Source organism: Streptomyces sp. NRRL F-525, assembly GCF_000716605.1.
GTDB lineage: Bacteria > Actinomycetota > Actinomycetes > Streptomycetales > Streptomycetaceae > Streptomyces.
The window spans coordinates 183,364-207,549 of the sequence record NZ_JNXE01000002.1; the positions used below are offsets into that span (position 1 = coordinate 183,364).

The 24,186-nt window shown below is 71.5% G+C and carries 25 protein-coding genes; 10 read left to right on the top strand and 15 right to left on the bottom strand.

The window, feature by feature from the left end; translation table 11 throughout:
- The first annotated feature begins 78 nt into the window (after positions 1-78).
- Complete coding sequence (locus OO69_RS03950; RefSeq protein WP_033278969.1) at positions 79-1,050, top strand: D-cysteine desulfhydrase family protein; 972 nt, start codon at positions 79-81, stop codon at positions 1,048-1,050.
- Between the two features lie 46 nt (positions 1,051-1,096).
- On the opposite strand, the gene OO69_RS03955 is transcribed toward OO69_RS03950, so the two are convergent.
- The 3 genes from OO69_RS03955 to OO69_RS03965 all read right to left on the bottom strand — a co-directional run bounded on the left by OO69_RS03955 (position 1,097) and on the right by OO69_RS03965 (position 3,312).
- Positions 1,097-1,456 carry a cupin domain-containing protein gene (locus OO69_RS03955; RefSeq protein WP_033279214.1) on the bottom strand — a complete coding sequence of 120 codons (360 nt, stop codon included), beginning with the start codon at positions 1,454-1,456 and terminating at the stop codon, positions 1,097-1,099.
- 171 nt (positions 1,457-1,627) lie between these two features.
- Positions 1,628-2,608 carry a pyridoxal-phosphate dependent enzyme gene (locus OO69_RS03960; RefSeq protein WP_033278970.1) on the bottom strand — a complete coding sequence of 327 codons (981 nt, stop codon included), beginning with the start codon at positions 2,606-2,608 and terminating at the stop codon, positions 1,628-1,630.
- On the bottom strand, positions 2,605-3,312 hold the full coding sequence (locus tag OO69_RS03965; RefSeq protein WP_033278971.1) for a helix-turn-helix transcriptional regulator: 708 nt from the start codon (positions 3,310-3,312) through the stop codon (positions 2,605-2,607). The genes OO69_RS03960 and OO69_RS03965 overlap by 4 nt, the downstream gene beginning before the upstream one ends.
- Positions 3,313-3,428: 116 nt before the next feature.
- On the opposite strand from OO69_RS03965, the gene OO69_RS03970 reads away from it, so the two are divergent.
- Positions 3,429-4,265, top strand: a complete 837-nt coding sequence (locus tag OO69_RS03970) for an alpha/beta fold hydrolase (RefSeq protein ID WP_033278972.1) — start codon at positions 3,429-3,431, stop codon at positions 4,263-4,265.
- Between the two features lie 24 nt (positions 4,266-4,289).
- Here OO69_RS03970 and OO69_RS51860 read toward each other — a convergent pair whose 3' ends face one another.
- From OO69_RS51860 to OO69_RS03980, 3 genes are all read right to left on the bottom strand, one after another.
- Complete coding sequence (locus OO69_RS51860; RefSeq protein ID WP_158713350.1) at positions 4,290-4,463, bottom strand: hypothetical protein; 174 nt, start codon at positions 4,461-4,463, stop codon at positions 4,290-4,292.
- Positions 4,464-4,637: 174 nt separating this feature from the next.
- On the bottom strand, positions 4,638-5,483 hold the full coding sequence (locus tag OO69_RS03975) for an SDR family oxidoreductase (RefSeq protein WP_033278973.1): 846 nt from the start codon (positions 5,481-5,483) through the stop codon (positions 4,638-4,640).
- A 55-nt stretch (positions 5,484-5,538) separates the two neighbouring features.
- Positions 5,539-6,306, bottom strand: coding sequence for an SDR family NAD(P)-dependent oxidoreductase (locus tag OO69_RS03980; RefSeq protein ID WP_033278974.1), 768 nt, complete (start codon positions 6,304-6,306; stop codon positions 5,539-5,541).
- Between the two features lie 132 nt (positions 6,307-6,438).
- Between OO69_RS03980 and OO69_RS03985 the strand changes: the two genes are divergently transcribed.
- The 3 genes from OO69_RS03985 (at position 6,439) to OO69_RS03995 (ending at position 10,537) form a co-directional block, all read left to right on the top strand.
- Entirely contained in the window at positions 6,439-7,389 is a 951-nt protein-coding gene (locus tag OO69_RS03985) for a helix-turn-helix transcriptional regulator (RefSeq protein WP_051800757.1), read from the top strand.
- Between the two features lie 269 nt (positions 7,390-7,658).
- Positions 7,659-8,927 carry an MFS transporter gene (locus tag OO69_RS03990; RefSeq protein ID WP_199810873.1) on the top strand — a complete coding sequence of 423 codons (1,269 nt, stop codon included), beginning with the start codon at positions 7,659-7,661 and terminating at the stop codon, positions 8,925-8,927.
- Between the two features lie 392 nt (positions 8,928-9,319).
- Positions 9,320-10,537: a sialidase family protein gene (locus OO69_RS03995; RefSeq protein ID WP_234444326.1), complete on the top strand. Its 1,218-nt coding sequence runs from the start codon at positions 9,320-9,322 to the stop codon at positions 10,535-10,537.
- Positions 10,538-10,621: 84 nt separating this feature from the next.
- On the opposite strand, the gene OO69_RS04000 is transcribed toward OO69_RS03995, so the two are convergent.
- From OO69_RS04000 to OO69_RS04020, 5 genes are all read right to left on the bottom strand, one after another.
- Positions 10,622-11,287 (bottom strand): response regulator, encoded by a 666-nt coding sequence (locus OO69_RS04000; RefSeq protein WP_033278976.1) that lies wholly within the window; start codon positions 11,285-11,287, stop codon positions 10,622-10,624.
- Positions 11,284-12,666: a sensor histidine kinase gene (locus OO69_RS04005; protein ID WP_234444327.1), complete on the bottom strand. Its 1,383-nt coding sequence runs from the start codon at positions 12,664-12,666 to the stop codon at positions 11,284-11,286. The genes OO69_RS04000 and OO69_RS04005 overlap by 4 nt, the downstream gene beginning before the upstream one ends.
- Positions 12,667-12,691: 25 nt before the next feature.
- Positions 12,692-13,507 carry an ABC transporter permease gene (locus tag OO69_RS04010; protein WP_033278978.1) on the bottom strand — a complete coding sequence of 272 codons (816 nt, stop codon included), beginning with the start codon at positions 13,505-13,507 and terminating at the stop codon, positions 12,692-12,694.
- The gene (locus OO69_RS04015; protein ID WP_033278979.1) at positions 13,507-14,427 is read right to left on the bottom strand and encodes an ABC transporter ATP-binding protein; all 921 of its coding nucleotides are present in this window, start codon (positions 14,425-14,427) and stop codon (positions 13,507-13,509) included. The genes OO69_RS04010 and OO69_RS04015 overlap by 1 nt, the downstream gene beginning before the upstream one ends.
- A gap of 184 nt (positions 14,428-14,611) precedes the next feature.
- Positions 14,612-15,577, bottom strand: coding sequence for a pirin family protein (locus OO69_RS04020; RefSeq protein WP_033278980.1), 966 nt, complete (start codon positions 15,575-15,577; stop codon positions 14,612-14,614).
- A 138-nt stretch (positions 15,578-15,715) separates the two neighbouring features.
- Between OO69_RS04020 and OO69_RS04025 the strand changes: the two genes are divergently transcribed.
- From OO69_RS04025 to OO69_RS04035, 3 genes are read left to right on the top strand one after another with little or no spacing between them, the layout of a single operon-like run.
- Entirely contained in the window at positions 15,716-16,204 is a 489-nt protein-coding gene (locus OO69_RS04025; RefSeq protein ID WP_033278981.1) for a MarR family winged helix-turn-helix transcriptional regulator, read from the top strand.
- A complete protein-coding gene (locus OO69_RS04030; protein ID WP_033278982.1) occupies positions 16,201-16,647 on the top strand; it encodes a MarR family winged helix-turn-helix transcriptional regulator in 447 nt (148 codons plus the stop codon). The genes OO69_RS04025 and OO69_RS04030 overlap by 4 nt, the downstream gene beginning before the upstream one ends.
- A gap of 49 nt (positions 16,648-16,696) precedes the next feature.
- Positions 16,697-17,044, top strand: a complete 348-nt coding sequence (locus tag OO69_RS04035) for a tetratricopeptide repeat protein (RefSeq protein ID WP_033278983.1) — start codon at positions 16,697-16,699, stop codon at positions 17,042-17,044.
- Between the two features lie 66 nt (positions 17,045-17,110).
- On the opposite strand, the gene OO69_RS04040 is transcribed toward OO69_RS04035, so the two are convergent.
- Complete coding sequence (locus OO69_RS04040; protein WP_033278984.1) at positions 17,111-18,502, bottom strand: PepSY-associated TM helix domain-containing protein; 1,392 nt, start codon at positions 18,500-18,502, stop codon at positions 17,111-17,113.
- Positions 18,503-18,673: 171 nt separating this feature from the next.
- Here OO69_RS04040 and OO69_RS04045 point away from each other — a divergent pair, with 171 nt between their 5' ends.
- Positions 18,674-19,318, top strand: a complete 645-nt coding sequence (locus OO69_RS04045) for a peptide deformylase (RefSeq protein WP_033278985.1) — start codon at positions 18,674-18,676, stop codon at positions 19,316-19,318.
- A 36-nt stretch (positions 19,319-19,354) separates the two neighbouring features.
- Here the strand turns inward: OO69_RS04045 and OO69_RS04050 are convergent, their stop codons facing one another.
- A complete protein-coding gene (locus OO69_RS04050; protein WP_033278986.1) occupies positions 19,355-20,785 on the bottom strand; it encodes a dihydrolipoyl dehydrogenase family protein in 1,431 nt (476 codons plus the stop codon).
- 122 nt (positions 20,786-20,907) lie between these two features.
- Between OO69_RS04050 and trxA the strand changes: the two genes are divergently transcribed.
- Positions 20,908-21,294 carry a thioredoxin gene (gene trxA / locus OO69_RS04055; protein WP_033278987.1) on the top strand — a complete coding sequence of 129 codons (387 nt, stop codon included), beginning with the start codon at positions 20,908-20,910 and terminating at the stop codon, positions 21,292-21,294.
- A gap of 41 nt (positions 21,295-21,335) precedes the next feature.
- Here trxA and OO69_RS04060 read toward each other — a convergent pair whose 3' ends face one another.
- Both OO69_RS04060 and OO69_RS04065 read right to left on the bottom strand, forming a co-directional pair.
- Entirely contained in the window at positions 21,336-22,772 is a 1,437-nt protein-coding gene (locus OO69_RS04060) for a benzaldehyde dehydrogenase (protein WP_033278988.1), read from the bottom strand.
- Between the two features lie 373 nt (positions 22,773-23,145).
- Positions 23,146-24,180: a LacI family DNA-binding transcriptional regulator gene (locus OO69_RS04065; RefSeq protein WP_033278989.1), complete on the bottom strand. Its 1,035-nt coding sequence runs from the start codon at positions 24,178-24,180 to the stop codon at positions 23,146-23,148.
- Between the last annotated feature and the right edge of the window lie 6 nt (positions 24,181-24,186).

Genomic DNA, 24,186 nt, shown 5'->3' on the forward strand with positions numbered 1-24,186 from the left:
GAGCCACAGTAAACCGATCGGTTTCCATGGGCAAGCCCACCAGCGGACCGGTCGCCGAAACGCGCGATGATGTATGCCATGAGCGACCCGCACAGCGACCCGCACGTGGAACTGGCCACCTTCCCCACCCCCGTCGAACCGGCCCCGAGACTCGCCACCGCGATCGGGCTCGGCCCGGACGATCTGTGGATCAAGCGCGACGACCTGACCGGACTCGGAGGCGGCGGCAACAAGATCCGCAAGCTGGAGTGGACCGTGGGCGCGGCGCTCGCCGAGGGCGCGGACACCCTGGTCACGACCGGCGCCCCGCAGAGCAACCACGCCCGCCTGACCGCGGCCGCCGGAGCCCGGCTGGGCCTGGACGTGGTGCTGGTGCTGCGCGGCTCGCCGGGCGCGTCGCACTCGGGGAACCTCGCCCTCGACGGGCTGTTCGGCGCGCGGATCGCCTGGGCGGGCGATGTGGACCAGGCCGGACTGGACGGGACGGCGGCCGAGGTGTGCGAGCAGCTCCGCACGGCGGGCGCGAGGCCCGCACTGATCCCGTTCGGCGGTTCCAGCGCGCTCGGCGCTCGCGGATACGCGCGCTGCGGCGAGGAGTTGCGACAGCAGCTCCCCGATCTCCGTACCGCCGTCGTCGCGCTCGGCTCGGGCGGCACGATGGCCGGGCTGGTCACCTCGCTCGGGCAGGAGACTGTCCTCGGGGTCGACGTGGGCGCGCTGCCCGAACCGGCCGCCGCCGTGAGCGAGTTCGCGGGACTGCCCTCACCGGAGGGACTACGGGTACGACACGACCAGATCGGCGGCGGCTACGGCACCCTCACCGCCGCCACCGCCGAGGCCCTCACCCTCGCCGCCCGCACCGCCGGGCTCGTCCTCGACCCGACGTACACGGGACGCGCGATGGCCGGCCTGATCGCGGCCGTCCGGGACGGCGACATCAGGCCGGGCGAGCGGACGGTGTTCGTGCACACGGGCGGGCTGCCCGGGCTGTTCGGGCACGCCGAAGGGGTCGCGTTCGCCGAGGGGCAGGTCGTCCCGTACGAGGCATGACGTAGGCGTCCGGCGGGTGCGGTGCCGCCGGGCACCTACGGGTCGGTCACTTGGCCTTCGCGTAGTCCGTGGCCATGGCACCGGCGAAGTCGTACACGATCACCTGCTCGTCGCCGACCACCCACGCGTCGTGTCCGGGCGGGCACACGAAGACGTCGCCGGGGCCGACCTCGCCCTCGCCGCCGTCGTCCATGCGGAGATGCATGCGCCCCTGCACCACGTAACCGTTGTGATGGATCTGGCAACTCTCGGTGCCCGCGATCGGAGCCACCGACTCGGACCAGCGCCAGCCCGGTTCGAAGGTGCCCACGGCGAAGTCGAGTCCGCTGAGGTGGACCGCTTCGAGGTGGCCGCGGGGGAAGTCCCGTCGCTCGTCCGGCTTCTCGACCGTCTTCACTTCCAGCATGACGGCTGCCTCCGTTCCGGCCGCGCACAGCACGGCCGGGGCCGGTCTCCGTCTCCCGGCGACCACGAACGGCACCGATGCTCCGGCGGGGGCCGTGCCCCACCACTCCATCGTCTTCCTGTCCACCCGGGAGCGCCATTCGGGGGAACCGTCAGGCCCACTCGGGCACGTTCAGGAGGGGCCGCCGCTCGCGCACAGCGCGGCGAACCGCCCGCTGTCGATGTTGCCGCCGGAGACGATCATGCCCACCCGGCCCGGGAGTTGGCCCGCGCGCCCGGCGAGGAGCGCGGCCAGCGGGGTGGCGCCGCTGGGCTCGATGACGATCTTCAGCCGCTCGAAGGCGAAGCGCATCGCGTCCTTGATCTCCTCGTCGCTGACCAACGCGATCTCGTCGACCAGCCGTTGGTTGACGGAGAAGGTCAACTCCCCCGGGATGTCGGCCGCTTGACCGTCGGCGATGGTGCGCGGCACCGGGATGGAGACGCGATGGCCTGCCTCCAGGGACCGCTTGGTGTCGTCCCCGGCCTCCGGTTCGACGCCGATCACGCGGGTGCGCGGGTGCAGCCCCTTGACGGCGGTGGCCGTCCCGGCGATCAGCCCGCCGCCGCCCACGGGCACCACCACGGCGTCCAACTCCCCCACTTCCTCGACCAGTTCGAGTGCCGCCGTGCCCTGCCCCGCCATGACGTGCGGGTGTTCGTAGGGCGGGATGAGGGCGAGCCCCCGCTCGGCGGCCAGGGCCTCGCCGATGGCGACCCGGTCGCCGCTGTAGCGGTCGTACGTGACGACCTCGGCGCCGTATCCCTCGGTGGCGGCCCGCTTGGAGGCCGGGACGTCCTCGGGCATGAGGATCACCGCGGTGGTGCCGAGTTCGCGGGCGGCGAGGGCGACGGCCTGGGCGTGGTTGCCGGAGGAGTAGGCGGCGATGCCGCACGCGAGCTGCTCGGACGTCAGCCGGGAGGCCGCGTTGTAGGCGCCGCGGAACTTGAAGGCACCGATCCGCTGGAAGTTCTCGCACTTCAAGTGCACCTCGGCGCCGACGAGTTGATCGAGGGTGCGGGAACGCAGCACCGGTGTGCGGTGCGCGACGCCCTTGATCTGCGCGGCGGCACCGAGGACATCGTCGAGGGTGATGGGCGGGGTGGTGGTCACGCGGCTCCTCCATCGGAAGCGGTATCGGAAGTGGCGGCGGTGCCGGTCGCGGCTCGCGCCTGGGCGAGGTAGCTGTAGGCGGAGGCCCGGGAGATGCCGAGCCGGGCGGCGACCTGCTCGATGGCCCGGCGCACGGCGAACACCCCGTGCTCGTCGAGGCCACGGAACAGCTCCAGCCGTTGCGCGCGGTCGAGTTGGACCCAGGTCCTGCCGCGCCGTAGCTGATGGGCGTCGACGATGGCCTCGACGACGGAGTCGATGTCGTTGCCGAAGGTGGTGGTGGCCGACGCTTCGGCCGCCCCGCCCCCACCGATCCCGGCCAACAGGGCCTGCGCCTGCTGTACGGCGGTGACGTCGACGTTGACGCAGAGCGCGCCGAACACCGCGCCCGTGGAGTCCCGCAGCACCATCGTGGACGACTTCAGCTGCTGCCCGCCCCTGGTCCGGGTGAGGTAGTTCAGCTCGTCGTCGGCCTCGTCGCCGCGTGCCAGCATCCGCAGCCCGATCTCGCTCATCGCCCCGCCCACCGAGCGCCCGGTCAGTGCTCCGGCGACGGCGACCACCGACTTCTCCGGGCGCCGGTAGTCGTGCAGCACCACCTCGCACACCGGACCGAACGTCGCCGCGATCCCGTCGACCACGGGCACCAACGCGGCGATGATCGCGTCGCGTTCGGCGTCCGGGACCGGCTTGCCGTCCGCCATTCCCACCCCTCACCCTCGCTTAAGACTGTACGTCCAATAACTATACCCACAGTCCAAAGTGGAGTTGTCGTACGGTGACGCTCCGACAGGGAACCCGTTCAGGAGGTACCGCACACATGCTGAGGAACGTGGAACGCGAGGGCGTCCGGCTCGCTCTCACCCGGCGCGACGGTTCGGGCAGGCCGTTGCTGATCGTGCCGGGGGTCATGGCGAACGCCGCTGGCTGGCAGCCCGTGGTGGCCGCGCTGGACGTTCCCGGACCGGTCTACGTCCTGAACCGGCGCGGACGCGAGCCCAGCGGCGCGCTCGGTCCGGACTACTCGATGCGCACCGAGATCGACGATCTGGACCACGTCCTCACCGAGATCGTCACCGCCGAGGGCGCGGAGCAGGGGGTGGACCTGTTCGGCTGGAGCTTCGGCGGCCTCGTCGCACTGGAGGCGACGGCACGGCACATCGACACAGTCCGCTCCCTCACCCTCTACGAACCTGTCGTACGCCCCTTCGGCCGCGGAGCACTCGACGCCCTCCGGGAAGCCGCCGAGGCCGACGACCTGGACCGCGCCGTGGAGATCGTGAACCTGGACGTGTCCGGCTTCTCCGCGGAACACGTGGCGCAACTGCGCCGAAGCCCCGCCTGGGAGACCCTCCGCCCTCTGGCCGCACCGCTGGCCCGGGAACTGACGGCACTCGACGACCACGTCACCGACCTGCGGGCCTTCGCCGCCCTCGACCTGCCGGTCACCCTGCTGCTCGGCGCCCTGAACGAAGGCGCCGCGCCCTACGGTGAGGCATTCGCCCGGTTCACGACGGCCCTGCCCGACGCCCGCGTCGTCACCATGCCGGGCCAGGGCCATCTCGCACACGCGCAGGACCCGCACTCGCTGGCCCACCACATCGGAGAGACACTCCGGCGGGCCGACCGCCACGACCCGAGCGCCTGCTTGCCGTAGGCGGCGGCTACCGCATGGTCGCCGTCATCGAACAGGGCGGCTGCCGGAGCGTCGGGACCAGCGCACGGCGACCAGGGCCAGAGCCGCCACGAGAACCGCGACGCCGACCACCAGCAGGTAGCCCAAGCCGTTCGCGGCCACTCCGACGATCCCCAACACAAGGGCGATCAGGACGAGCAACAGGAAGAGAACCATCACGGCACACCACCTTCGGACGGCCAGGTACAGGCATTCTGCTTCTCTCCGGGAAGCGGCACACATCGGCGTCTCAAAGAACCGAGTGCCCCCGACACGGCCTTTCAGCCCGCACCAGGCGCACCCGAACCGGGGAACCCGCCGTTGGCACACCCCGGCAGGTCTCCCGTATGTGTGTCAGGCGCCGGTGTCGTCGTAGCCCAGGTCGCCGCCGAGTTCGCGGGAGGCCTCGGCCTGGGCGAGGAGTTCCTGGGCCTTGGCCTGGACGCCTTCGATGGCGTCGGCGCCGGCGACGAAGCGCTGCAGGGGCTTGTCCTGGTCGGCGATGGCGAGCAGCGCGCGGGCGAGCTTGGCGGGGTCGCCGGTCTGCCGGCCGTTCATGCTTTTCCAGGCGGCGACGGTGGCGGTGGTGCGCTCGGCGTAGTCGTCGATGGTCGGCTCGGGCCAGATGGTGGAGCCGTCGACGAGCAACTCGGTGCGGAAGAAGCCGGGTTCCACGACCGTGGTGTGGATGCCGTAGGGCTCGACGTCGTAGCGCAGGGATTCCATCCAGCCCTCGACGCCGAACTTGGAGGCGGCGTAGGCGACGCAGAACTCCTGGCCGATGATGCCGGCGGAGGAGGAGAGGGTGATGACGTGGCCGGCGCGCTGCTCGCGCAGGACGGGCAGGACGGCGCGGGTGACGTTCATGGGGCCGAAGAGGTTGGTCTCGATCTGCTGGCGCATCTGCGCGGGCGTGATCTCCTCGAAGTAGCCCGCGAAGAAATTGCCGGCGTTGTTGATCAGGACGTCGATGCGTCCGAAGCGGTCGACGGTCGCCTGCGCGGCTGCCTCGGCGTCCTCCAGGCTGGTGACGTCCAGCTTGGTGACCAGCAGGTTGTCCTGCGGACCGCCCAGGGTCTTCTCGACCTCTTCGGGGCGGCGGCCGGTGGCGACGACCTGGTGGCCTGCGGCGAGGGCCTCGCGGACGATGTCCGTGCCCAGACCACGTCCGGCACCGGTGACGAGAATGACCTTGCTCATGATGGGTTCCTTTGTGCGTGTTTGCGATGCTTGGCGAATTTCGGTGGGCGGGAGGTCAGGCCTGGTCGGTGGGCATGATCCACAGTTCGCCGACGGAGGCGTGGCGGGGCCGGGTGACCATGTAGGCGACGCCGTCGGCGATGTCCTCGGGGGCGAGGACCTCGGTCTGCTCGTAGAAGGTGCCGATCGCGTCGCGGACCTCGGGCTTGTGGTCGTTGTGCGAGCCCAACTCGGTGTCCACACCGCCCGGTTCGAGGACACCGACGCGGACGTGTCGCCGGGTGACCTCCTGGCGCAGGGACTCGGTGAAGCCGTTCACGCCGAACTTGGTGAGGTTGTAGACGCCGTAGCCGTTCCAGGCGACCCGGCCCGCGATCGAGCTGATGTTGACGATGTCGGCGACCCGGCGCGGTCCGTCCTCGGCGGCCTTCAGCAGGTGCGGGAGGGCGGCGCGGGTGGTGTGGAGGAGGCCCTGGACGTTGACGGCGATCATCCGGTCCCACTCCTCGGCGTCCGCGCCGACGACCGGGCCCAGGAGCATCACGCCCGCGTTGTTGACCAGGGTGTCCAGGCGTCCGAAGTGCTCGACGGTCCGCTGTACGGCGGCCTCGGCCCGGGTGCGGTCGGTGATGTCCGCCTCCACCGCCAGAGCGGTGCCGCCCGCCTTCTCGATCTCGGCGGCGAGGTCGTTCAGCCGGTCCTTGCGGCGGGCCACCAGGGCGACGGAGGCGCCGTCCTCGGCGAGCCGGCGGGCGGTGGCGGCGCCGATGCCGCTGCTCGCGCCGGTGACGAGCGCGACGGTACCGGTCAGCTTGGTTGCCATGAGCGTGTCCTGTTCTTTCGTGGGCGGTGCACCATCAACAGAACCGGTTGACACGCGTGGGTGGGAGTCCCTGATGAGGGGGTCACCGAGAGGGACTCCCAGACAGCGGGAGGCGTTCGTAGAGTGGAGCCCATGGCAGGAAGAAACGACCCTTACGGCACCAACCGCGACATCCGGGGTGATTTCCGTGCGGAGATCAGGGAATTCCTGGGCACGCGACGGGCCAGGGTCACCCCCGAGCAGGCCGGACTGCCCTCGTACGGCGGCGACCGCCGGCGGGTCAGCGGGCTGCGCCGGGAGGAGGTGGCCCTGCTCGCGGGAATCTCCAGCGAGTACTACACCCGGCTGGAACGCGGCAACGCCACCGGCGTCTCCGACAGCGTCATCGACGGCATCGCGCAGGCGCTCAAGCTCGACGAGGCCGAGCGCCTCCACCTCCTGGACCTCCTGCGCGGCGCCGGCCCGGCCCGTCCACCGCGCCGCCGTCCGGCCCAGCAACGCGTCAGGCCCGCGGTGCGACGCGTCCTCGACTCGATGACCGGCACACCCGCGTTCGTCATGAGCGGGCGCCTGGACGTCCTGGCCGCCAACCTCCTCGGGCGCGCGCTGTTCTCCCCGGTCTACGCCGACCCGGTACGGCCGCCGAACAACGCCCGGTTCGTCTTCCTCGACCCGCACGCGACCGAGTTCTTCCGTGACTGGGACGAGGTCGCCAACGACACGGTCGCCATGCTGCGCGCCGAGGCCGGCCGCGACGCCTACGACCGCCGACTGACGGACCTGATCGGGGAGTTGTCCACCCGCAGCGAGGAATTCCGCCGCCGCTGGGCCGCCCACAACGTCCGGATCCACACCACCGGCGCGAAGCGCCTCCACCATCCGGTCGTCGGTGACCTGGACCTGCCGTTCGAGACCTTCCCGCTCGGCAGCGACCCCAGCCAGTTCCTCCTCACGTACACCGCCGAGCCCGCGTCCCGATCACAGGACGCCCTCAACCTGCTGGCCAGCTGGGCCGCGACCAACGACGACACCGACGAGTCCGCGCCGGCCGACGATCCCGAGACGGCGGAAACGGCCGACTGACCGGCAAGCCGCAGCGCTCGTCCCCATCCCGGTGACGGCGGGGGCGCGGACGCGAGCGGGCGGCGGCCAGGCGCTTCGAGTGAAGAGGTCGCGCAGGGCGGTTATCGGGTTGAGGCCGTGCTCGCGGGCTGTGAAGATGACCCGCGGCGCTGGCAACGGTTCCCGGACGGCCGGCCCGATCTCCCGCGTGAAGTACGGACTGGAGGTTCCGGTCGGCGGCGGAGGCACAACGCCGATGGTCACCGGAGTCACCAGGGGGAGCTCGCAGCATGACCGGCACCACGGAGGCCCTTGGCGGGTCGGCCGCAGTCGACGATGCCGCACGAAGCGTCGCGCGCCCGTTCTACGTATACGCCGTGCTCGCCAACTCACTGTTCCAGCGCGGTGTGTTCGTCCTCTTCCTTCAGCAGCGGGGCTTCTCCGCCGGGCAAGTGGCGCTCCTTCAGACCCTGCTGTACCTGGTGAGCGGACTCGCGGAGTTGCCGACGGGAGTCATCGCCGACCGCATCGGCAGGCGGGCCAGCATCGTGATCGGCCAGCTGGTCGTAGCCGGATGCCTGCTCGGCCAGGGGACGTTCACCAACTACTGGGTGTTCCTGGCCCTGTTCATCACCCAGGGCGTGGGCATGGCATGCGTGTCCGGCTCGGACACCGCCCTGCTGTACGACCTGCTCGTGCGTCGTGGCGCAACGGCCGGCTACGTCAGGATCAAGTCCCGGTTCACCATGCTCGGGACGGTCACCTCGGGAGTCGCCATCGTCGTCGGCGGCCAACTCCTGCGGATCTCCTGGGGAGTTGTCTACGTCGGTTCGGCGGCGTGCCTCGTCCTGTCCGTGGTGGTGCTGATGTCACGGGTGCCCGAGATCCGCGGCGCGGACGCGGTGGACGAGCAGGACGGAGCCGAGGGGCACGGCGACGCCACCGCGTGGCGGGCGATGCTTCGGGTCGCCACGCCGGCGCTCGTGACGCTTGTCGTGGTGTCCGGACTGATGCACGCGACGTTGACGCCGTACATCATTTTCACGCAGAAGACCCTCTCGGATCAGGGCGCGGGCACCGCGTTGGTCAGCGTGGTCATATCGGCGGGATTCTTCGTCGGCGGGCTCACTCCCCTGCTGTCGGACCGCGCGAACCGGCGCGTCGGGTATCGGGTCATCGTCCCGGTGTCCCTCCTGACGCTCGCCGCGGCGCTCGCCCTCAGCGGCCTCGGCCTTGCCTGGGTCACCATCGCCGCGTTCCTGCTCCTGGTCGGAATTCCCGAGATCACCGCCGTGCTCGTGGACAACGTGTTCAACGAGGCCGTGCCCTCGCGCCATCGGGCGAGCCTGCTGTCGATGATCGCCTTCGTGGAGTCGGCGCTCATCGGCATCGGCTATCTCGTCGTCGGCACGCTCATGGACGGGCTGGGCTCCAGTGCGGGCATGGCCGCCTACGCCGCGGTCCCCCTCCTGGCATGTCTCCTGTGGCTCCCGGTGCTCTTCCGAGGGGCACAGGTGACGACCGGAATCGAAAAGCCCGCCGACCAGAAAACATCCTGAAACAGACCTTCTCGGTCCGTCGCCCGAAAGGAAAGTCGGAAACGGAATGGTACTGCGGTACCACTCCGTCGGGTCCATTGTCTCCCGTGGTCCCACGAATACGGAAGCGATTCTCTCTAGCCTGAGCGGGCCGAATCACAACGAAGCGAAAAGAAGCGCTCATGAGCGACGTTCGCGGGAGCTGGCCGAGCCTGCGGCCACGGGGTCGGCGAAAGAATTCCGTTCTACCGGACGTGGAAATCGAGGATCACATGGTGCTGTTCAGAAGTTCTTCCGCGACGTTAAGCGCGGCGGCATTCTCCGCACTTTTCCTGGTGTATGGAACACCTGCCGCCGTTGCCTCGCCGATCGGTGCGGGCAACGCGGCAATTCACGAAGTCGACGTCACCAACATGCCGGCCACCAAAGAAGGCCAGCCGACGGTCGCCGTCAATCCGAGAAACCCGAAGAACCTGGTGTTCGTCTCGACGATCTTCCCGCCGTCGCCGGGACTGGAGCCGGTCGACGGCGGGTGTTTCCTCGCCTACTCGAACGACAGGGGCGACACCTGGACCCAGGTCGCCTGGCCGCTCGGTACCGCGGCGCCCAAGTGCGGTGAGCCGAGCGTGCAGTTCGACGCGAAGGGCACCGTGTACGTGGACAACAACCAGGTCAGCTCCGGCCTGGACGCGAACCTGGTGAACCACAACCAGGTCGCGAAGTCGACGGACGGCGGCCGGAGTTGGACCGACCCGGTGTCCACACCGCTTCTCCTCGGCGGCGCCCCGAAGATGCGGGTGGACGCCGCGACCGGCAAGGTCTACGCGGTCGCCGGAGCGGCGTGGGAGTACCCGAGCGCGGTCTCCGTCAGCGCGGACGGCGGCAGAACCTTCAGCAGTGACTCTCGGGTGATCCCCGGGCCGATGCCGTGCATCGAGGTGGCGCCGGGCATCCCGCTGGTGTGCGGCTATCCCGGACGGGAGATCGCCGTGTACGGCGGGATCCTCGTGTCCGCCTCCCAGGAAGCCGGAGCGCCGGTGAACTTCCACGTCAGCCACGACGACGGCAAGACGTGGACGAACACCACCGTCAAGGACGGCCAGGGAGCCCCCGTCGCGGCGGGCACCGGTTCCCTGGTGCCGACGCCGGGCCTGGGCGCGGCCGCCGATCCCGTCCCGTGGGTCGCCGCGGACACCTCCCACCGCGGCCGGTTCGCCGTCATGGTGCCCCGGGACTCCAACACCCTCGACGTCTACGTCACCCCGGACGCCGGCAGGACCTGGACCGGCCCGGCGACGATCGCCACCCCTAACGCCCAGCGGCCGGCGATCGACTTCGGCCCGGACGGCGACCTGGGTGTCATGTGGCGGACCACCACGGGCGACGCCTTCTCGGCCGTCTCGTTCGACCACGGACGCTCGTTCAGCGACCCGGTGCAGGTCAACCACGTGACCGAGCCGGTCGGCGAGATGGGCCCTCCCGGTGACCGCTGGTCGGGCATCACGCTCACCGACAAGTACGCCTACGTCACCTGGGCCGACGGGCGGAACGACTCCTCCCTCGACTCGATCATCAGCCGCGTGCCGCTGAAGCTGTACAAGAAGCACACCACCTCGACGACGACCGACTGAGACCAGAAGCCTGACGCACGGCAGTGTGCCGCCGGGTCACCTCGGCGGCACACTGTCATGTCTCCGGCGCGAAGGGTGCGGCGCTCACTGCCGGGGAGCGACCAGTCCCGCGTCGTAGGCGAGGATGACCGCCTGGATACGGTCCCGGGCACCGACCTTGGCCAGTACCCGGCCCACGTGCTTCTTCACCGTGGACTCGGTCAGGACCAGACGATCGGCGATCTCCGCGTTCGTCCAGCCCGAACCGATGGCCACGAGCACCTCGTGCTCGCGTTCGGTGAGCGCCGCCAGTCGCGGGTCCGTACGAGGTCCGGCGTCGGGCGCGAGGACGTCATGGGCGTGGGCGTCGAGCAGCCGGCGGGTGAGCCGGGGTGACACCACGGCGTCGCCGGTCGCGACCGCCTCGATCCCGGCGAGGAGTTCGGTCGGGCGGACGTCCTTGAGCAGAAAGCCGCTGGCCCCGGCGCGCAGGCCGGCGTAGGCGTACTCGTCGAGGTCGAAGGTGGTCAGGATGAGCACGCGGGTGCGGCCGCCCGCCGCCACGATGCGGCGGGTCGCCTCGATGCCGTCGAGACCCGGCATCCGCACGTCCATCAGGACCACGTCGGGGCTCAGTTCGGCCGCCATTCGGACGGCCTGCGCGCCGTTGTCCGCCTCGCCGACGACGCTCACGCCGGGCGAGCCGTCGAGCAGCATCCGGAAGCCCATGCGGGGCAACGGCTGGTCGTCGGCGATCAGGACGGTGGTCATGGTGAGGGCTCTCCTGATGTGGCCGAGGCGGACGGATCCATCAGGACGTCCACGATCCATCCCTGGCCGTCGTCGCGTGGTCCGATGGTTGCGGTGCCGTCGTAGAGCGCGGCCCGCTGGCGGATGCCGACCAGTCCGTGCCCGGTGTCCTTGCGGGAAGACGGGGACCGTTCGCGCGCCGGTGAACCGGTGTCGGTGACCCGCACGCGGAGCCGATCGTCCTCGGCCGTGACCGTGACGTCGGCCGTGGCACCGGGGCCGACGTGTTTGAGGGTGTTGGTCAGCGCCTCCTGCACCACGCGGAACACCGTGAGCTGCACGCCCCGGCCCAGCGCGTCGACCGGGCCGACGGTGCGGTAGGCCACGGGCAGCCCGGCCGCGCGCACCCGGTCGAGCAGGGTGTCCAGGTCACGGACACCCGGCTGCGGGGACCGGGGCGAGCTGTCGTCCTCGGATTCATGGGACGCGCGCAACACCCCCAGCACGCGCCGGAGTTCGTCCATCGCCTGCCGGCCGGTGTCGCCGATGAGATGGAGTGCCTGCTCGGTCCGCGCGGGGTCGCGGGTGGTGAGGACGGCGGCGCCGTCGGCGAGGTTGACCATGACCGACAGGTTGTGGCCGACGATGTCGTGCATCTCGCGGGCGATCCGCGAGCGCTCGGCCGCCGCCGTCAGCCGGACACGCTGGTCGCGCTCGACCTCCAGCCGTGCCGCGCGGTCCCGCAGCGCGGACAGGTAGAGCCGGCTGATCCGGAGGGTCAGGCCCAGGGCTACTGCCCCGATGCCGGTACCGGTGGACAGGATCAGGAACGCCGCCGGACTGGCCGCCGGGATCACCGTCACCACGATCAGCACCCAGCCCGCGACGGTCGCCGGCAGCGCCCAGCAGATCGCTCGCGGCGCGGCGTGCAGGGCCAGGTCGAACAGGGCGATCAGCAGCACGGCGGCGGCCGCGGGCCCCAGGCCCAGCGACCACATGACCGGGCACACCACGAGGCAGACACCGAAGACCGCGGCGGGAGCCCGGCGCCGCCACCACAGGGGGACGACGAGCACGGCCGCGATGGCCAGCACCACACCGACGGGCAGGCCGGCCCCCACCGGGCGCGACACCGGATGCCCCGGGCTGTGCGCGAGCAGGTCCGGTGGCGCGGCGGCGGCGAGCAGGACCACCACGGCGGTGTCGAGGAGCCAAGGACGTCGCCGGTCCGCCGCCCGCAGCCGGCTCAGCACCCGCAGCAGCAGCCGCATCGCGGGGTGCGCCCATACGGCGTCCGACCTGGCACCGAAAGTCTCCGGGCCCGCGCCGACGACCCGCGGCCCGGGCGAGGGCGCGGTCGCCCCCGCCCGGGCCGACCGTGCCGCCGTCCTGTCGTTCATCGGCTCCATCCTCGCGGACGCGGCCTCAGACGTCACTGCGGCGCAGCCGGCAGGCGGCACCGGCCAGCAGCAGTACGGCCCACACCAGCAGTGCCGTCACCCCTGCTTCGGGACTGACCAGGGAGTCGCCGGACTCGTGCAGGGTCATCACCGACTGGCCGGCGTTGCTGGGCAGATACCGGCTGACGGTGTCACCCAGGGAACTGGGCAGCAACCCGGTCAGGCCGGGCAGGACGAGCACCACGCCGGCCAGGATCGCGATGCCCCCGGCGTTGTTGCGCACCAGCAGGCCGACCGTCACGCCGTACACACCGACCAGGCCCAGGTACACGCCCGCGCCCAGCAGGCACCGGAAGACCCCGGCGTCCCCGAGGGACAGCGCGATCCGCTCGCCGTGCAGGGCGGCGCTCCCCAGCAGGAACGAGACCAGGGCGCCCACGGTCGACGTGACGAACGCGATCGGGCCGTAGACCGCGCACTTCGCCCACAGCACGGGCAGCCGGCCCGGCACCGCGGCGAACGTCGAGCGGACCATCCCTGTGCTGTACTCCCCCGCCGACAGCAGGACACCGAGCGCACCGACGGCCAGGGCCGCGAGGTTGGTGCCGGCCAGTGCCAGGGTCAGCGCGGCACCGGATGCCGCGTCCTTGCCGCCCAGCGGGCCGCTCGGGCTGTAGAGGCCGGCGGCGATCGCCCCGATGGCCACCAGGAACAGCACGGCCACGCCCAGCGTGATCCAACTGGAGCGCAGGGACCAGAACTTGGCCCACTCGGAGCGGACCACCCGTCGGCCCATCACGCGGTACGCCGATGGGGTGGCGGTGAGGGTGCTCGCGGTCATCAGGCGGCCCTCCCGGCGTCGAGGCTCTGGTACTCCACCGCGTCCTGCGTCAGATTCATGAACGCCTCCTCCAACGACACCGACTCGGTGACCAGTTCGTACAGCGGCACCTGGTGCTCGGCGGCCACCTGCCCGATCCGCCGCGTGTCCAGGCCGGAGACGACCAGCCGCTCGGCGCCCGTCGAGGTGACGGTGACGCCAGGTGCGGCCAGCAGCGAGCGCAGCCGCGCGGGCTCGCCGGTGGCCACCCGCACCCCCTTGTCCTCCGACCGCTCCACCAGCGCGTCGACGGTCGTCTCGGCCAGCAGCCGCCCCCGGCCGACGACCACCAGGCGGTCGGCGGTCTGCGCCATCTCGCTCATCAGGTGCGAGGACAGCATCACCGTGCGGCCCTCGGCGGCCAGTCCGCGCAGCAACTCCCGTACCCAGCGCACGCCTTCGGGGTCGAGCCCGTTGACCGGCTCGTCCAGCATGACGGCCGCCGGATCCCCGAGAAGCGCGGCGGCGATGCCCAGCCGCTGCCCCATCCCCAGCGAGAACGCCCCGACCCTCTTGTGCGCCACGTCGTGCAGACCCGCCAGGTCGATGACCTCCTCCACCCGTCGACGCGGCACACCATGGGTGTACGCCAACGCCATGAGGTGGTTGAAAGCGGAGCGACCCGGATGCACCGCCTTCGCCTCCAGCAGTACCCCCAACTCCTGCAAGGGGGCGCGGTGTTGGGCGTAGGGCTTGCCGTTGACCAGGGCCGTGCCGCTGGTCGGCGCGTCCAGGCCCACGATCATCCGCATGGTGGTGGACTTGCCCGCCCCGTTGGGCCCCAGGAACCCGGTGACCCGTCCGGGCGGGGCGGTGAAACTCAGGCCGTCCACCGCCGTCCTGTCCCCGTACCGCTTCGTCAGCCCACGAACTTCGATCACTGTGCCGCTCCCCGCTTCCGCCCGGCCCGGCATCCGGCCGGGTCACTGCTTCGAGGCTAGGAGCGGCTACGGCGCGACCCGTGGACCCGGAGGTCACAATGAGCGCTGGTCAGTGGTACCGCGGTACACCGTCAGCGGAGGCGGAGCGGCAACGGGTGAGCGTCCTCGCCCGGCCCCCAGCGGGTCAGCGCACCCTCCCCCGCGGCTTCAACGCCACCGGCGGCAGTTCGGGAGCCGGCAGCGGATCGCCGTCGTAGCCCTTCACCTCGCCGAAGCGGGTGCCGGTCATCCAGTCCGTGCGGGCCTGCTGGATCTCCTCCTGGGTGCGGCCGATCCAGTTCCAGAACATGATCAATTCCTCGTCGAACGGCTCGCCTCCCAGCAGCATCAACCCCGCGTCCGACGCGGCGCGCAGCGGGAGTTCGGTGCGGCCGCAGCCGAGGTAGAGCATCGAGCCGGGGAGGACCGGGACGCCGTCGACGTGGGCCTCGCCGGACATGGCGAGGACGGCGTACTCGAAGTCCGGTTCCAGCGGCAGGCGTACGTCCGCTCCGGCGGCGAGGGCCAGGTCCGCGCCGACGATCGGGGTGTACGTCGTGCCGGGCGAGGCCGCGCCGTCGACGTCGCCGAGGACGATCGTGGCGCGCAGGCCCGGCGCCGTGACGACGGGCAGTTCGGCGTGGTGCTCGAAGTGCGGCTCGACATGGCGGTCGCTGTCGGGGAGGGCGACCCAGAGCTGCGCGCCGTGCAGGAAGCGGGCGTGCGTCTTGGGGCTCTGCTCGGCGTGGCTGATCGCGCGGCCGGAGGTCATGAGGCCCAGCTCGCGCGGGCGGATCGTCGCGACGCTGCCGGTCGAGTCGCGGTGCAGCACCTCGCCCTCGTGCAGCCAGCTCACCGTCTGCAGGCCCATGTGGGGGTGCGGGGGCACCTGCATGCCGGGCTCGTCGGCGATGTCGTCGGGGCCGTAGTGATCCACGAAGCACCACGCGCCGACCATGCGGCGGCCCAGGTTGGGCAGGAGTCGGCGGACCTCGGTGGACTCGCCGAGCTGCACCCGGCGCGGGCTGAGGAGTTCACGGACGGGCTCCGCCACCACGAAACCGCGGCCGCCGCACAGGGCCGGAACCGCTTCGCGATCAAGATTGCTCATGGCGACAACCTAGTCCCGCCGAGGCCGTTCCGTCAGTCCGTGAGCCCCTCGCCGGTTCCCATGCCCCGTGCTCTCGGGCGCCGTTCTCCCGTCGGAAAATAGTAGCCACGGACATAGTAGCCATGTACCGTATCGGCCATGAGTACGGCATCCGAGGGCGGGACGCCCGGTTTCCTGGTCTGGCGACTGTCGATGAAGTGGCGCGTGGCGGTCGACCGCGCGGTGGCACCCCTGGGACTGACCCATGCGCAGTACTCCCTGGTGGCGTCCCTGTACGGCATGCAGCGTTCCGGGCTGCGCCCCAGCCAGCGGCACCTCGCCGACCACACCGGCCTCGAAGCGCTCTACGTCTCGAAGCTGGCCCGCGCCCTGGAAACGGCCGGCCTCGTCGAGCGCACCCGGGACCCCCGCGACCCCCGCGCGGTCCAACTGGCCCTCACCGAACAGGGCCGCGAGGTGACCCGGCGGGCGATCAAGGTCGTACACGGACTTCTGGAGCAGCTGCTGGAGCCGCTCGGCGGGCTCGACAGCGCGCGGGCCCGGGAGTTCAGCCGGGATCTGGCGACCCTGCTCGACACACCCCTTGCACCCGTCCCCGCGAGTGAGCACGACAAGGAGCAGTCATGACCACAACCACCACACCCCCCGCGGACGCCCGCATGCTCGGCCTGGCCCACTACGCCGCCCGTGCCGTCCTGGAGAGCGTCCTCAGCCGCCACGGCCTCGACTTCCAGCAGCAGATCGTCCTGCGGCCGGTCGTTCTCGCCGCGGGACCCGTCGACCGCGCCCGGCTCGCCGCGGACACCGTCGCGGCCCTGAAGACCGACGAGGACTCCGTCCAGGGCACCATCGACGGACTGATCACCGCCGGACTCGTCGCGACGGACGCGTCCGAGGTGCGGATCACCGACGCGGGCCGGGCCCTGTACGAGCGGATCACGCAGGAGACGAGCGCGGCGACCGGCAGGATCTGGGGCGGCATTCCCGAGGAGGATCTGCTGGCCACCGGGCGCGTGCTGACCCTGGTCGCCGAGCGGGCGAACGCGGAGCTGGCCACCACGGGAAGGTAGTGGAATATTCAACCAACACCGGCCGTTGTGGCAGATCGAAGGAGGTCAAGTGGACATGACGTACTACGACCACGGGACACCGGCGGAGCGCTGGGAGCGCGCGCAGATGTTCTTCGACGCCAAGGACTACGCCGCGGCGGCGCGGGTGCTGGGCGGGCTGGTCGAGGAGGTGCCCGAGCAGACCGGGCCGCGCCTGCTGCTGGCGCGCTCCTACTACCACTCGGCCCAACTGCGGCGCGCCGAGGCCGAGTTGCGCGTCCTCGTGGAGCGTGACCCGGTGGAGCACTACGCGCGGCTGATGCTGGGCCGCACGCTGGAGCGCCAGGGTCGGCACGAGGAGGCCGGCTCGCATCTGCGGATCGCCTCGGCGCTCGCGGGTGACTTCGAGCAGGTCTGAGACACGGCAACACGCAGCACCAGGGGCCCGGTTCCGGTCAGGAACCGGGCCCCTTCGCGTGCGCCGCTACTTCGCGTACGTCCGCTGCCCGCGCCGGTGCGCGATCTCGCCCAGCACCACGTCCACGGCGATGAACGCGGCGAGCGGGATCCCCAACAGCGGTACGAAATAGCCGAGTACGGCGATCACGGCCAGGCACGGGACGAGGAGCAGCGGGGGCATCTGGGCCCACGCGCCGCGCGGGATCGGGCGGCCGAAGGACGAACCCCGGCCGCGCTGCCACCACATGCGGTAGCCCCACACGATCAGCAGGACCAGGAACCCGGCGAGCAGCATCAGGGCGATCTGGTTGACGAGACCGAAGAGGACTCCGGTGTGCAGGTCGATGCCCCAGCGGGTCAGTTTGGCGAGCAACGGGTAGTCCGCGAACCGGAGTTCGTCGGTGACCTTGCCGGTGGCCGGGTCGACGGCGACCGCGTCCTGTTTCTCGGGCCAGCTGCGCTGCACCTGCCGGACGACGTACGCGGACTTCGCGTCGGCTGGCGGCACGATCTCGACCGGGTTGCCCAGCCCCTCGGCACGCGCGGCGGCGAGGATCTTGTCGAGTCCCACGCCGTGCTGGGCCTCGCCGGTCGCGGCGGAGCCGCCGTGGCCCGCGTGCTCGCCGCTCGCCGCGGCCGACACCGAGGGGGTGGACTGGCCCAGGGAGGTGCGGAGTTGGTCGATGTTGGCGCCGGCGTACGTCGACCAGGTCAGCCCGGTCGCCGACAGGAAGATGAAGCCCACGGCGGTCCAGACACCCACCGTGCCGTGCAGGCCGAGGGTGCGGCGCCGGCCGCTCGTGCCGCGCACCTTGCGCAGGGCGCGGCGCCGGGAGAACCACAGCACCAGGCCGCCGCCCGCGATCACCCACAGCCAGCTCGCGGCGAACTCGCTGTACAGGCGGCCGGTTTCGCCCAGTTGGAGATCGCGGTGGAGTTCGTCGATCCAGGTGCGCAGCGGGAGCGCGCCGGTCGAGCCGTACTGTTCGAGCGCCCCGCGGACCTTTCCGGTGTACGGGTCGACGAACACCGCGAGGGTGTGGTCGGCGGCTATGCCCTTGACGCCGGAGAGCATCACGCGCGTGGTGGCACCGGCCTCCGGGGAGGGGCGGACCGCGGAGACCGTGCCCTCGGGGTGCACCTTGCGGGCGGCGGTCACCTGCTGCGAGATCGGCAGTTCGCGGTCGCCGACAGGGACCGTCAACTCATGGGCGTACACGATCCGTTCGGCCTGGAAGGCACCGGCGTACAGGAAGCCGGTGGTCGCGGCGACGAGCAGGAACGGGGCGACGAGCACTCCGGCGTAGAAGTGCAGACGCAGGACCAGGGGGCGCAGCGGGGCCCAGCGGCTGGGGGACGGTGCCGGGGTGGGCTCTTGCGGGGCCTCGGCCGTGGTGGTCGAGGGAGCGGTGGACATGGGCAGGTTTCTCCGGGGGCGAGGAGGCGGGGACGGGGCGCGAAAATCGAGCGGGTGATGTGTCGTGGCCGTAGTGGTCCAGTAGTCGGGGCGTGAAGGCCGCGAGTTCCCGTGGACGTGTATGGCGTGGGTCACATCGGGTGGCGCCGGAGGCCATGGCATCCTGGCGCGATGGCACTTCCCAATGATCGCGTACCCCTGGCCGAGCGCGTCGAGGAACTCCTCGCCGTCGGCGGCCCGTTGCCCATCGTCTCGGCCGGTGACCCGGTGCTCAGGCGCGGAATCGAGCCGTTCGACGGGCAGTTGGAGCCGGCGCTGCTGGCCCGGTTCATCGAGGCGTTGCGCGTGACCATGCACGAGGCGCCTGGCGTAGGTGTCGCGGCGCCGCAGGTCGGAGTCGGGCTGCGGATCGCGGTGATCGAGGATCCGGCGCCGGTGCCGGACGAGGTGCGGGTGGCTCGCGGGCGGGTGCCGCAGCCGTTCCGGGTGCTGGTCAATCCAGCGTACGAGGCCGTCGGTGCCGACCGGGCCGCGTTCTTCGAGGGGTGCCTGAGCGTGCCGGGCTGGCAGGCCGTGGTCGCGCGGCACGCCTCGGTGCGGCTGACCGGGCAGGACGAGCACGGGCGGGCGGTGGACGAGGTCTTCACCGGGTGGCCCGCGCGGATCGTCCAGCACGAGACGGACCATCTCGACGGGACGCTCTACCTGGACCGGGCCGAGCTGCGCTCCTTGTCCTCGAACGAGGCGATGGCGGAGCGCTGGGCGCAGCCGACACCGGGCGAGGCGTCGGCTGCGCTGGGCTTCGAGTTGCCGTAGGGAATCGGCTCAACTACCCATAAGCATCAGGCGTGTTCAGCCTCGGTACGCCTCCAGCAGGCGCAGCCATACCTCGCTGATCGTGGGGTAGGACGGGACCGCGTGCCACAGGCGGTTGATCGGGACCTGGCCGGCGACCGCGATCGTCGCGGAGTGGATCAGTTCGCCGACGCCGGGGCCCACGAAGGTGACTCCGCGCAGGATCTCGTCGTCGAGGTCGACGATCATGCGGGCGCGGCCTCGGTAGCCGTCGGCGTAGAGGCCGGCGCCCGCCACCGAGGAGAACTCGACGTCGACCGCGCGGACGCGGTGGCCGGCCGCTTCGGCCTCGGCGAGGGAGAGGCCGACGGACGCGGCCTCCGGGTCGGTGAAGACGACCTGGGGGACCGCGTCGTGGTCGGCGGTGGCCGCGTGGGCGCCCCACGGGTCGGTCTCCAGGAGCGGGACGCCCTCGGCACGGGCGGCGATCGCGGCGCCCGCGATCCGGGCCTGGTACTTGCCCTGGTGGGTGAGGAGGGCGCGGTGGTTGACGTCGCCGACCGCGTACAGCCAGTCGTTGCCCTGGACGCGCAGGGTGTCGTCCACCGACAGCCAGGAGCCGGGTGCCAGGCCGACCGTGTCGAGGCCGATGTCGTCGGTCTGCGGGGCGCGTCCGGTGGCGAAGAGGATCTCGTCGGCCTCGATGCGGTCGCCGCCTTCGAGGAGGGCCGCGACAGTGCCGTTCTCGCGGGTAACCGCCGCGACGGACGTACCGGTGCGCAGGTCGACGCCGGCCTCGGTGAGCGCGTCGGCGACCAGTTCGCCGGCGAAGGGCTCCATACGGGGCAGCAGGCCCTTGCCGCGGACCAGGAGGGTCACACGGGAGCCCAGTGCCTGCCAGGCGGTCGCCATCTCTACGGCCACGACCCCGCCGCCGACCACGATCAGCCGGCCGGGCGCGGCCTTGGCGCTGGTGGCCTCGCGGCTGGTCCACGGCTTGATCTCGTCGAGTCCGGGCATGTCCGGCAGCAGAGCGCGGGTGCCGGTGCAGACCGCGACGGCGTGCCGGGCGGTGAGGACGTGCCGGACGCCGTCGGGGCCCGTCACCGTCACCTTGCGGGGGCCGTCGAGGCGGCCCTGGCCGCGATAGAGGTCGGCGCCGATGCCGTCGAGCCATTGGACCTGGCCGTCGTCCTTCCAGCCCGAGGCCTCGTAGTCGCGGTGGGCGAGCACCGCCGCCGTGTCGAGGGGTCCTTGGACGAGGTGGCCGAGGCCGGGCACGCGGCGGGCGTCAGCGCGGGCGATGACCGGGCGCAGCAGGGCCTTGCTGGGCATGCACGCCCAGTACGAGCACTCGCCGCCGACCAGTTCGCTCTCCACGATCGCGGTGGAGAGACCGGCCGCACGGGTGCGGTCGGCGACGTTCTCCCCCACGGGCCCGGCCCCGAGCACCACGACGTCGTACGCGATGGATTCCGTTTCCGTCATGGGGCCAGTCTGCTGGGTGGTGTGCGCTGAGGCCACACGGGTAGGGGCGCGGAATACGGGACCGGACGACCGTGTTGTCCGGGACGGCTTCGCCCCCACATCGAGGAAGAGGGAATCACGTCATGAGCAGCACCGTGGAGCTCACCAAGGAGAACTTCGACCAGACGGTCACGGACAACGACTTCGTCCTGATCGACTTCTGGGCGTCCTGGTGCGGGCCGTGCCGTCAGTTCGCCCCGGTCTACGAGAAGGCGGCCGACGAGAACCCGGACCTCGTCTTCGGCAAGATCGACACCGAGGCCCAGCCCGAGCTGGCGCAGGCCTTCGGCATCCAGTCGATCCCCACGCTGATGATCGTCCGTGACCGCGTCGCCGTGTTCGCCCAGCCCGGCGCCCTGCCGGAGGCGGCCCTGACGGACGTCATCGGCCAGGCCCGCAAGCTCGACATGGACGAGGTCCGCAAGTCCGTCGCCGAGCAGCAGGAGCAGGCCGAGCAGAACGGTCAGTAAGCCCCAGGGGGATTCCTCCCCGGGGTTTCGGACCCTCGTTCTCAGAACGGGTACGACGCCACGTCCCCGCGCACCGTCGTCCAGCGCACGTCGGTGAAGGCCTCCAGGTTGGCCTCGCCGCCGAAGCGGGCGCCGGTGCCGGACGCGGCGACCCCGCCGAAGGGGGCCACGGCCTCGTCGTTCACGGTCTGGTCGTTGATGTGGACGATCCCGGTCGGGATGCGCTCAGCCAGGTCCAGGCCGCGGGCGCTGTCGCGCGTGACGATCCCGAGCGACAGTCCGTACGGTCCCGTCGCGGCCAGCGCGGCCGCCTCGTCGGCGGTGGCGAAGGACCGTACCGGCGCGACCGGGCCGAAGACCTCCTCCGCGTAGGCGGGGGTGTCGTCGTCCACGCCGGCGAGGACGGTCGGCCGGTAGAAGAGGTCCTCGTGGGTGCCACCGGCCGCCAGCCTGGCGCCAGTTGCCGTGCTGGCCTCGACAAGGCCGTGGATCTTGGCGAGTTGGGCCGCGTCGATGATCGGGCCGAGGTGGACCTGCGCGCGGTGCGGGTCGCCCACGGCGAGCAGGTCGGCCTTGGCGGCGAGGCGTTCGACGTACTCCTCGTAGAGCGACTCGTGGACGAGATGGCGGCCGGTCGTCATGCAGATCTGGCCCTGGTGGAAGAACGAACCCCAGGCCGCCGTGGAGATCACCGCGTCCAGGTCCGCGTCCGCCAGCACGATCAGGGCCGAGTTCCCGCCCAACTCCAGGTGTGCGCGCTTGAGATGACGCCCCGCCGCCTCACCGACCGCGCGCCCGGCGGCAGTTGAGCCGGTGAAAGAGATCACGGGTACCTGCGGGTCGGCGACGAGGGCCGCGCCCACCTCCGCACCACCGGGCAGGACTTGGAACAACTCCTCGGGCAGGCCCGCCTCCGCGAAGACCGCCGCGAGCGACAGTCCCCCGCAGACGGCCGTACGCGGGTCCGGCTTGAGGACGACCCCGTTGCCGAGCGCGAGCACCGGGGCGACGGAGCGGATGGAGAGGATCAGCGGGGCGTTGAAGGGTGCGATCACGCCGACGACCCCGACCGGGATACGCCGCGTGTACGACAGCCGGGGTGCCTCCGTGGGAAGAACCTGCCCGGCGGGGCGGGAGGCGAGCGCGGCGGCCTCGTAGCACTCCTGGGCGGCGACGTGCAGTTCGAAGTCCGCCTTGCCCGGGATCGACCCGGACTCCCGCACGATCCACTCGCGCAACTCCTCGGCGTGCGCGGCGAACAGGTCACCGGCCCTGCGCAGCACACCGGCGCGGACGAAGTGCGGGACGCGCGCCCACTCTGCTTGTGCGGTGCGGGACGCCTCTACGGCCGGCCGTATGTCCTCGGCGGCGGCGAGCGTGACGGTACCGAGCGTGTCGCCGGTGGCGGGCTCGGTGACCGGGTACTCGGGGCCCGAGAGGGGGCGGGGCTGCCAGGTCTTGGGGTCGAGCAGAGTCATGGCGATTCTCCGATCCGTCACCGGCGGGACCCACACCGGCAGCGCAAGTCCCGTGCGTTCACGACCAGTTCAGCGGCCGCAGGACGGGATGCGGTGATCCGGCACGGACGCGCGAGCCGCGTCCGCTGTCCGCACGCATCCCCGTCTGGTTGAGCGTGCAACATCCTAGTCGGGTACGGCCGGTTCGCCCCCGGGCGCGGCCACCGACTCCCCCGCCCCCGGCTTCGCTCCCCCGCCGCGCGGCCGCGCGCCACACCCCGCTCACCCGCGCCGACAAGACACCGCCGCTCTCTTCCGACCCACTCCGCCGGACAGACCCCGGCTCCCGTCGCCTACGGCAGGGTCGCCCTTGGGCGCAGTCACCGGACCCCGGTCAGCTGGAGTCTCGGTGTACCACCGACGCGCCGAGGAGTTCGTGTGTGCCCGGTACCCCGCCCGGTTCGCGGACCGCGGTGTCGACCAGTTCGGCCAGCTCGTGGCCTGAGGGCAGCTGGATGTGGACGGTGCTCAGGCGCGGGCGGAGCAGGCGGCCGATCATGAGGTCGTCGGCGCCGATCACGGCCGTGTCCTCGGGGATGCGGATGCCCTCGTCCTGGAGGGCGCGCATCAGCAGCATCGCGTACTCGTCGTTGTACGTGAACACCGCGTCGAGGCCGAGGTCGCGCCAGCGGGCGGCGGTCCGAGCGGCGCTCTCCTCGCTGTAGGCGAGCGGGAGTTCGGTCGCCGTGGCGTCCGTGCCGAGCAGGGCGCGGCGCACACCGTCGAGGCGGGGCCGGGAGAAGACCCCCATGCCGGGTTCCTCGGGCACGACCACGCCGATCCGGCGCCGGCCGCGGGCGTACAGATGCGCGCCGGCGCAGTGGCCGACACCCTCGTGGTCCAGGAGCAGGGCGTGAGCGCCCTCGACCTTCTCGGGGCCGAGCGTGAGGACGGCCCGCGCACCGGAGCGCTTGAGGACCTCGACGCCCTGCGGGCCGAGCCCCGCGCCGGGCACCAGGACGGCGACCGGGCGCAGTTCGGCCCAGGCGCGGGCGGCCTCGTCGCCGCGCAGACCGACGGAACCGTGCTGCACGACCGTGTAGTCGAGACGGCTGAGCGCCCACTGGAGTTCGTTGATGAACTGGCTGTAGAGGAGTCCCACCGGCACGGTCGGCGCCGGCATCAGCACCATGCGGCTGTGCCCGGCGCGCAGACTGCGGGCCGCCGCGTGCGGGACGTACCCGAGTTCCTTGGCGGCCTCGTGCACGCGGCGCCGGGTGGGTTCGCTGATCCGTACGGCACTGGTGTTGTTGAGGACGTAGGAGACGGTCGCGCGTGAGACGCCGGCCAGGCGGGCCACATCGGCGCTCGTGGGCACGGAGCGCGGTGCGGGCGACGGGGCTGCGGGCGTTTTCGGTATCTGCACCATGACGTA

Excerpts from the sequence above, each read along its gene's own strand:
- OO69_RS03950 (WP_033278969.1), top strand. The coding sequence starts at position 79 with ATGAGCGACCCGCACAGCGACCCGCACGTGGAACTGGCCACCTTCCCC.
- OO69_RS03955 (WP_033279214.1), bottom strand. The coding sequence starts at position 1,456 with ATGCTGGAAGTGAAGACGGTCGAGAAGCCGGACGAGCGACGGGACTTC.
- OO69_RS03965 (WP_033278971.1), bottom strand. The coding sequence starts at position 3,312 with ATGGCGGACGGCAAGCCGGTCCCGGACGCCGAACGCGACGCGATCATC.
- OO69_RS03970 (WP_033278972.1), top strand. The coding sequence starts at position 3,429 with ATGCTGAGGAACGTGGAACGCGAGGGCGTCCGGCTCGCTCTCACCCGG.
- OO69_RS03975 (WP_033278973.1), bottom strand. The coding sequence starts at position 5,483 with ATGAGCAAGGTCATTCTCGTCACCGGTGCCGGACGTGGTCTGGGCACG.
- OO69_RS03980 (WP_033278974.1), bottom strand. The coding sequence starts at position 6,306 with ATGGCAACCAAGCTGACCGGTACCGTCGCGCTCGTCACCGGCGCGAGC.
- OO69_RS03985 (WP_051800757.1), top strand. The coding sequence starts at position 6,439 with ATGGCAGGAAGAAACGACCCTTACGGCACCAACCGCGACATCCGGGGT.
- OO69_RS03990 (WP_199810873.1), top strand. The coding sequence starts at position 7,659 with ATGACCGGCACCACGGAGGCCCTTGGCGGGTCGGCCGCAGTCGACGAT.
- OO69_RS03995 (WP_234444326.1), top strand. The coding sequence starts at position 9,320 with ATGCCGGCCACCAAAGAAGGCCAGCCGACGGTCGCCGTCAATCCGAGA.
- OO69_RS04000 (WP_033278976.1), bottom strand. The coding sequence starts at position 11,287 with ATGACCACCGTCCTGATCGCCGACGACCAGCCGTTGCCCCGCATGGGC.
- OO69_RS04005 (WP_234444327.1), bottom strand. The coding sequence starts at position 12,666 with ATGAACGACAGGACGGCGGCACGGTCGGCCCGGGCGGGGGCGACCGCG.
- OO69_RS04010 (WP_033278978.1), bottom strand. The coding sequence starts at position 13,507 with ATGACCGCGAGCACCCTCACCGCCACCCCATCGGCGTACCGCGTGATG.
- OO69_RS04020 (WP_033278980.1), bottom strand. The coding sequence starts at position 15,577 with ATGAGCAATCTTGATCGCGAAGCGGTTCCGGCCCTGTGCGGCGGCCGC.
- OO69_RS04025 (WP_033278981.1), top strand. The coding sequence starts at position 15,716 with ATGAGTACGGCATCCGAGGGCGGGACGCCCGGTTTCCTGGTCTGGCGA.
- OO69_RS04030 (WP_033278982.1), top strand. The coding sequence starts at position 16,201 with ATGACCACAACCACCACACCCCCCGCGGACGCCCGCATGCTCGGCCTG.
- OO69_RS04040 (WP_033278984.1), bottom strand. The coding sequence starts at position 18,502 with ATGTCCACCGCTCCCTCGACCACCACGGCCGAGGCCCCGCAAGAGCCC.
- OO69_RS04045 (WP_033278985.1), top strand. The coding sequence starts at position 18,674 with ATGGCACTTCCCAATGATCGCGTACCCCTGGCCGAGCGCGTCGAGGAA.
- OO69_RS04050 (WP_033278986.1), bottom strand. The coding sequence starts at position 20,785 with ATGACGGAAACGGAATCCATCGCGTACGACGTCGTGGTGCTCGGGGCC.
- trxA (WP_033278987.1), top strand. The coding sequence starts at position 20,908 with ATGAGCAGCACCGTGGAGCTCACCAAGGAGAACTTCGACCAGACGGTC.
- OO69_RS04060 (WP_033278988.1), bottom strand. The coding sequence starts at position 22,772 with ATGACTCTGCTCGACCCCAAGACCTGGCAGCCCCGCCCCCTCTCGGGC.
- OO69_RS04065 (WP_033278989.1), bottom strand. The coding sequence starts at position 24,180 with ATGGTGCAGATACCGAAAACGCCCGCAGCCCCGTCGCCCGCACCGCGC.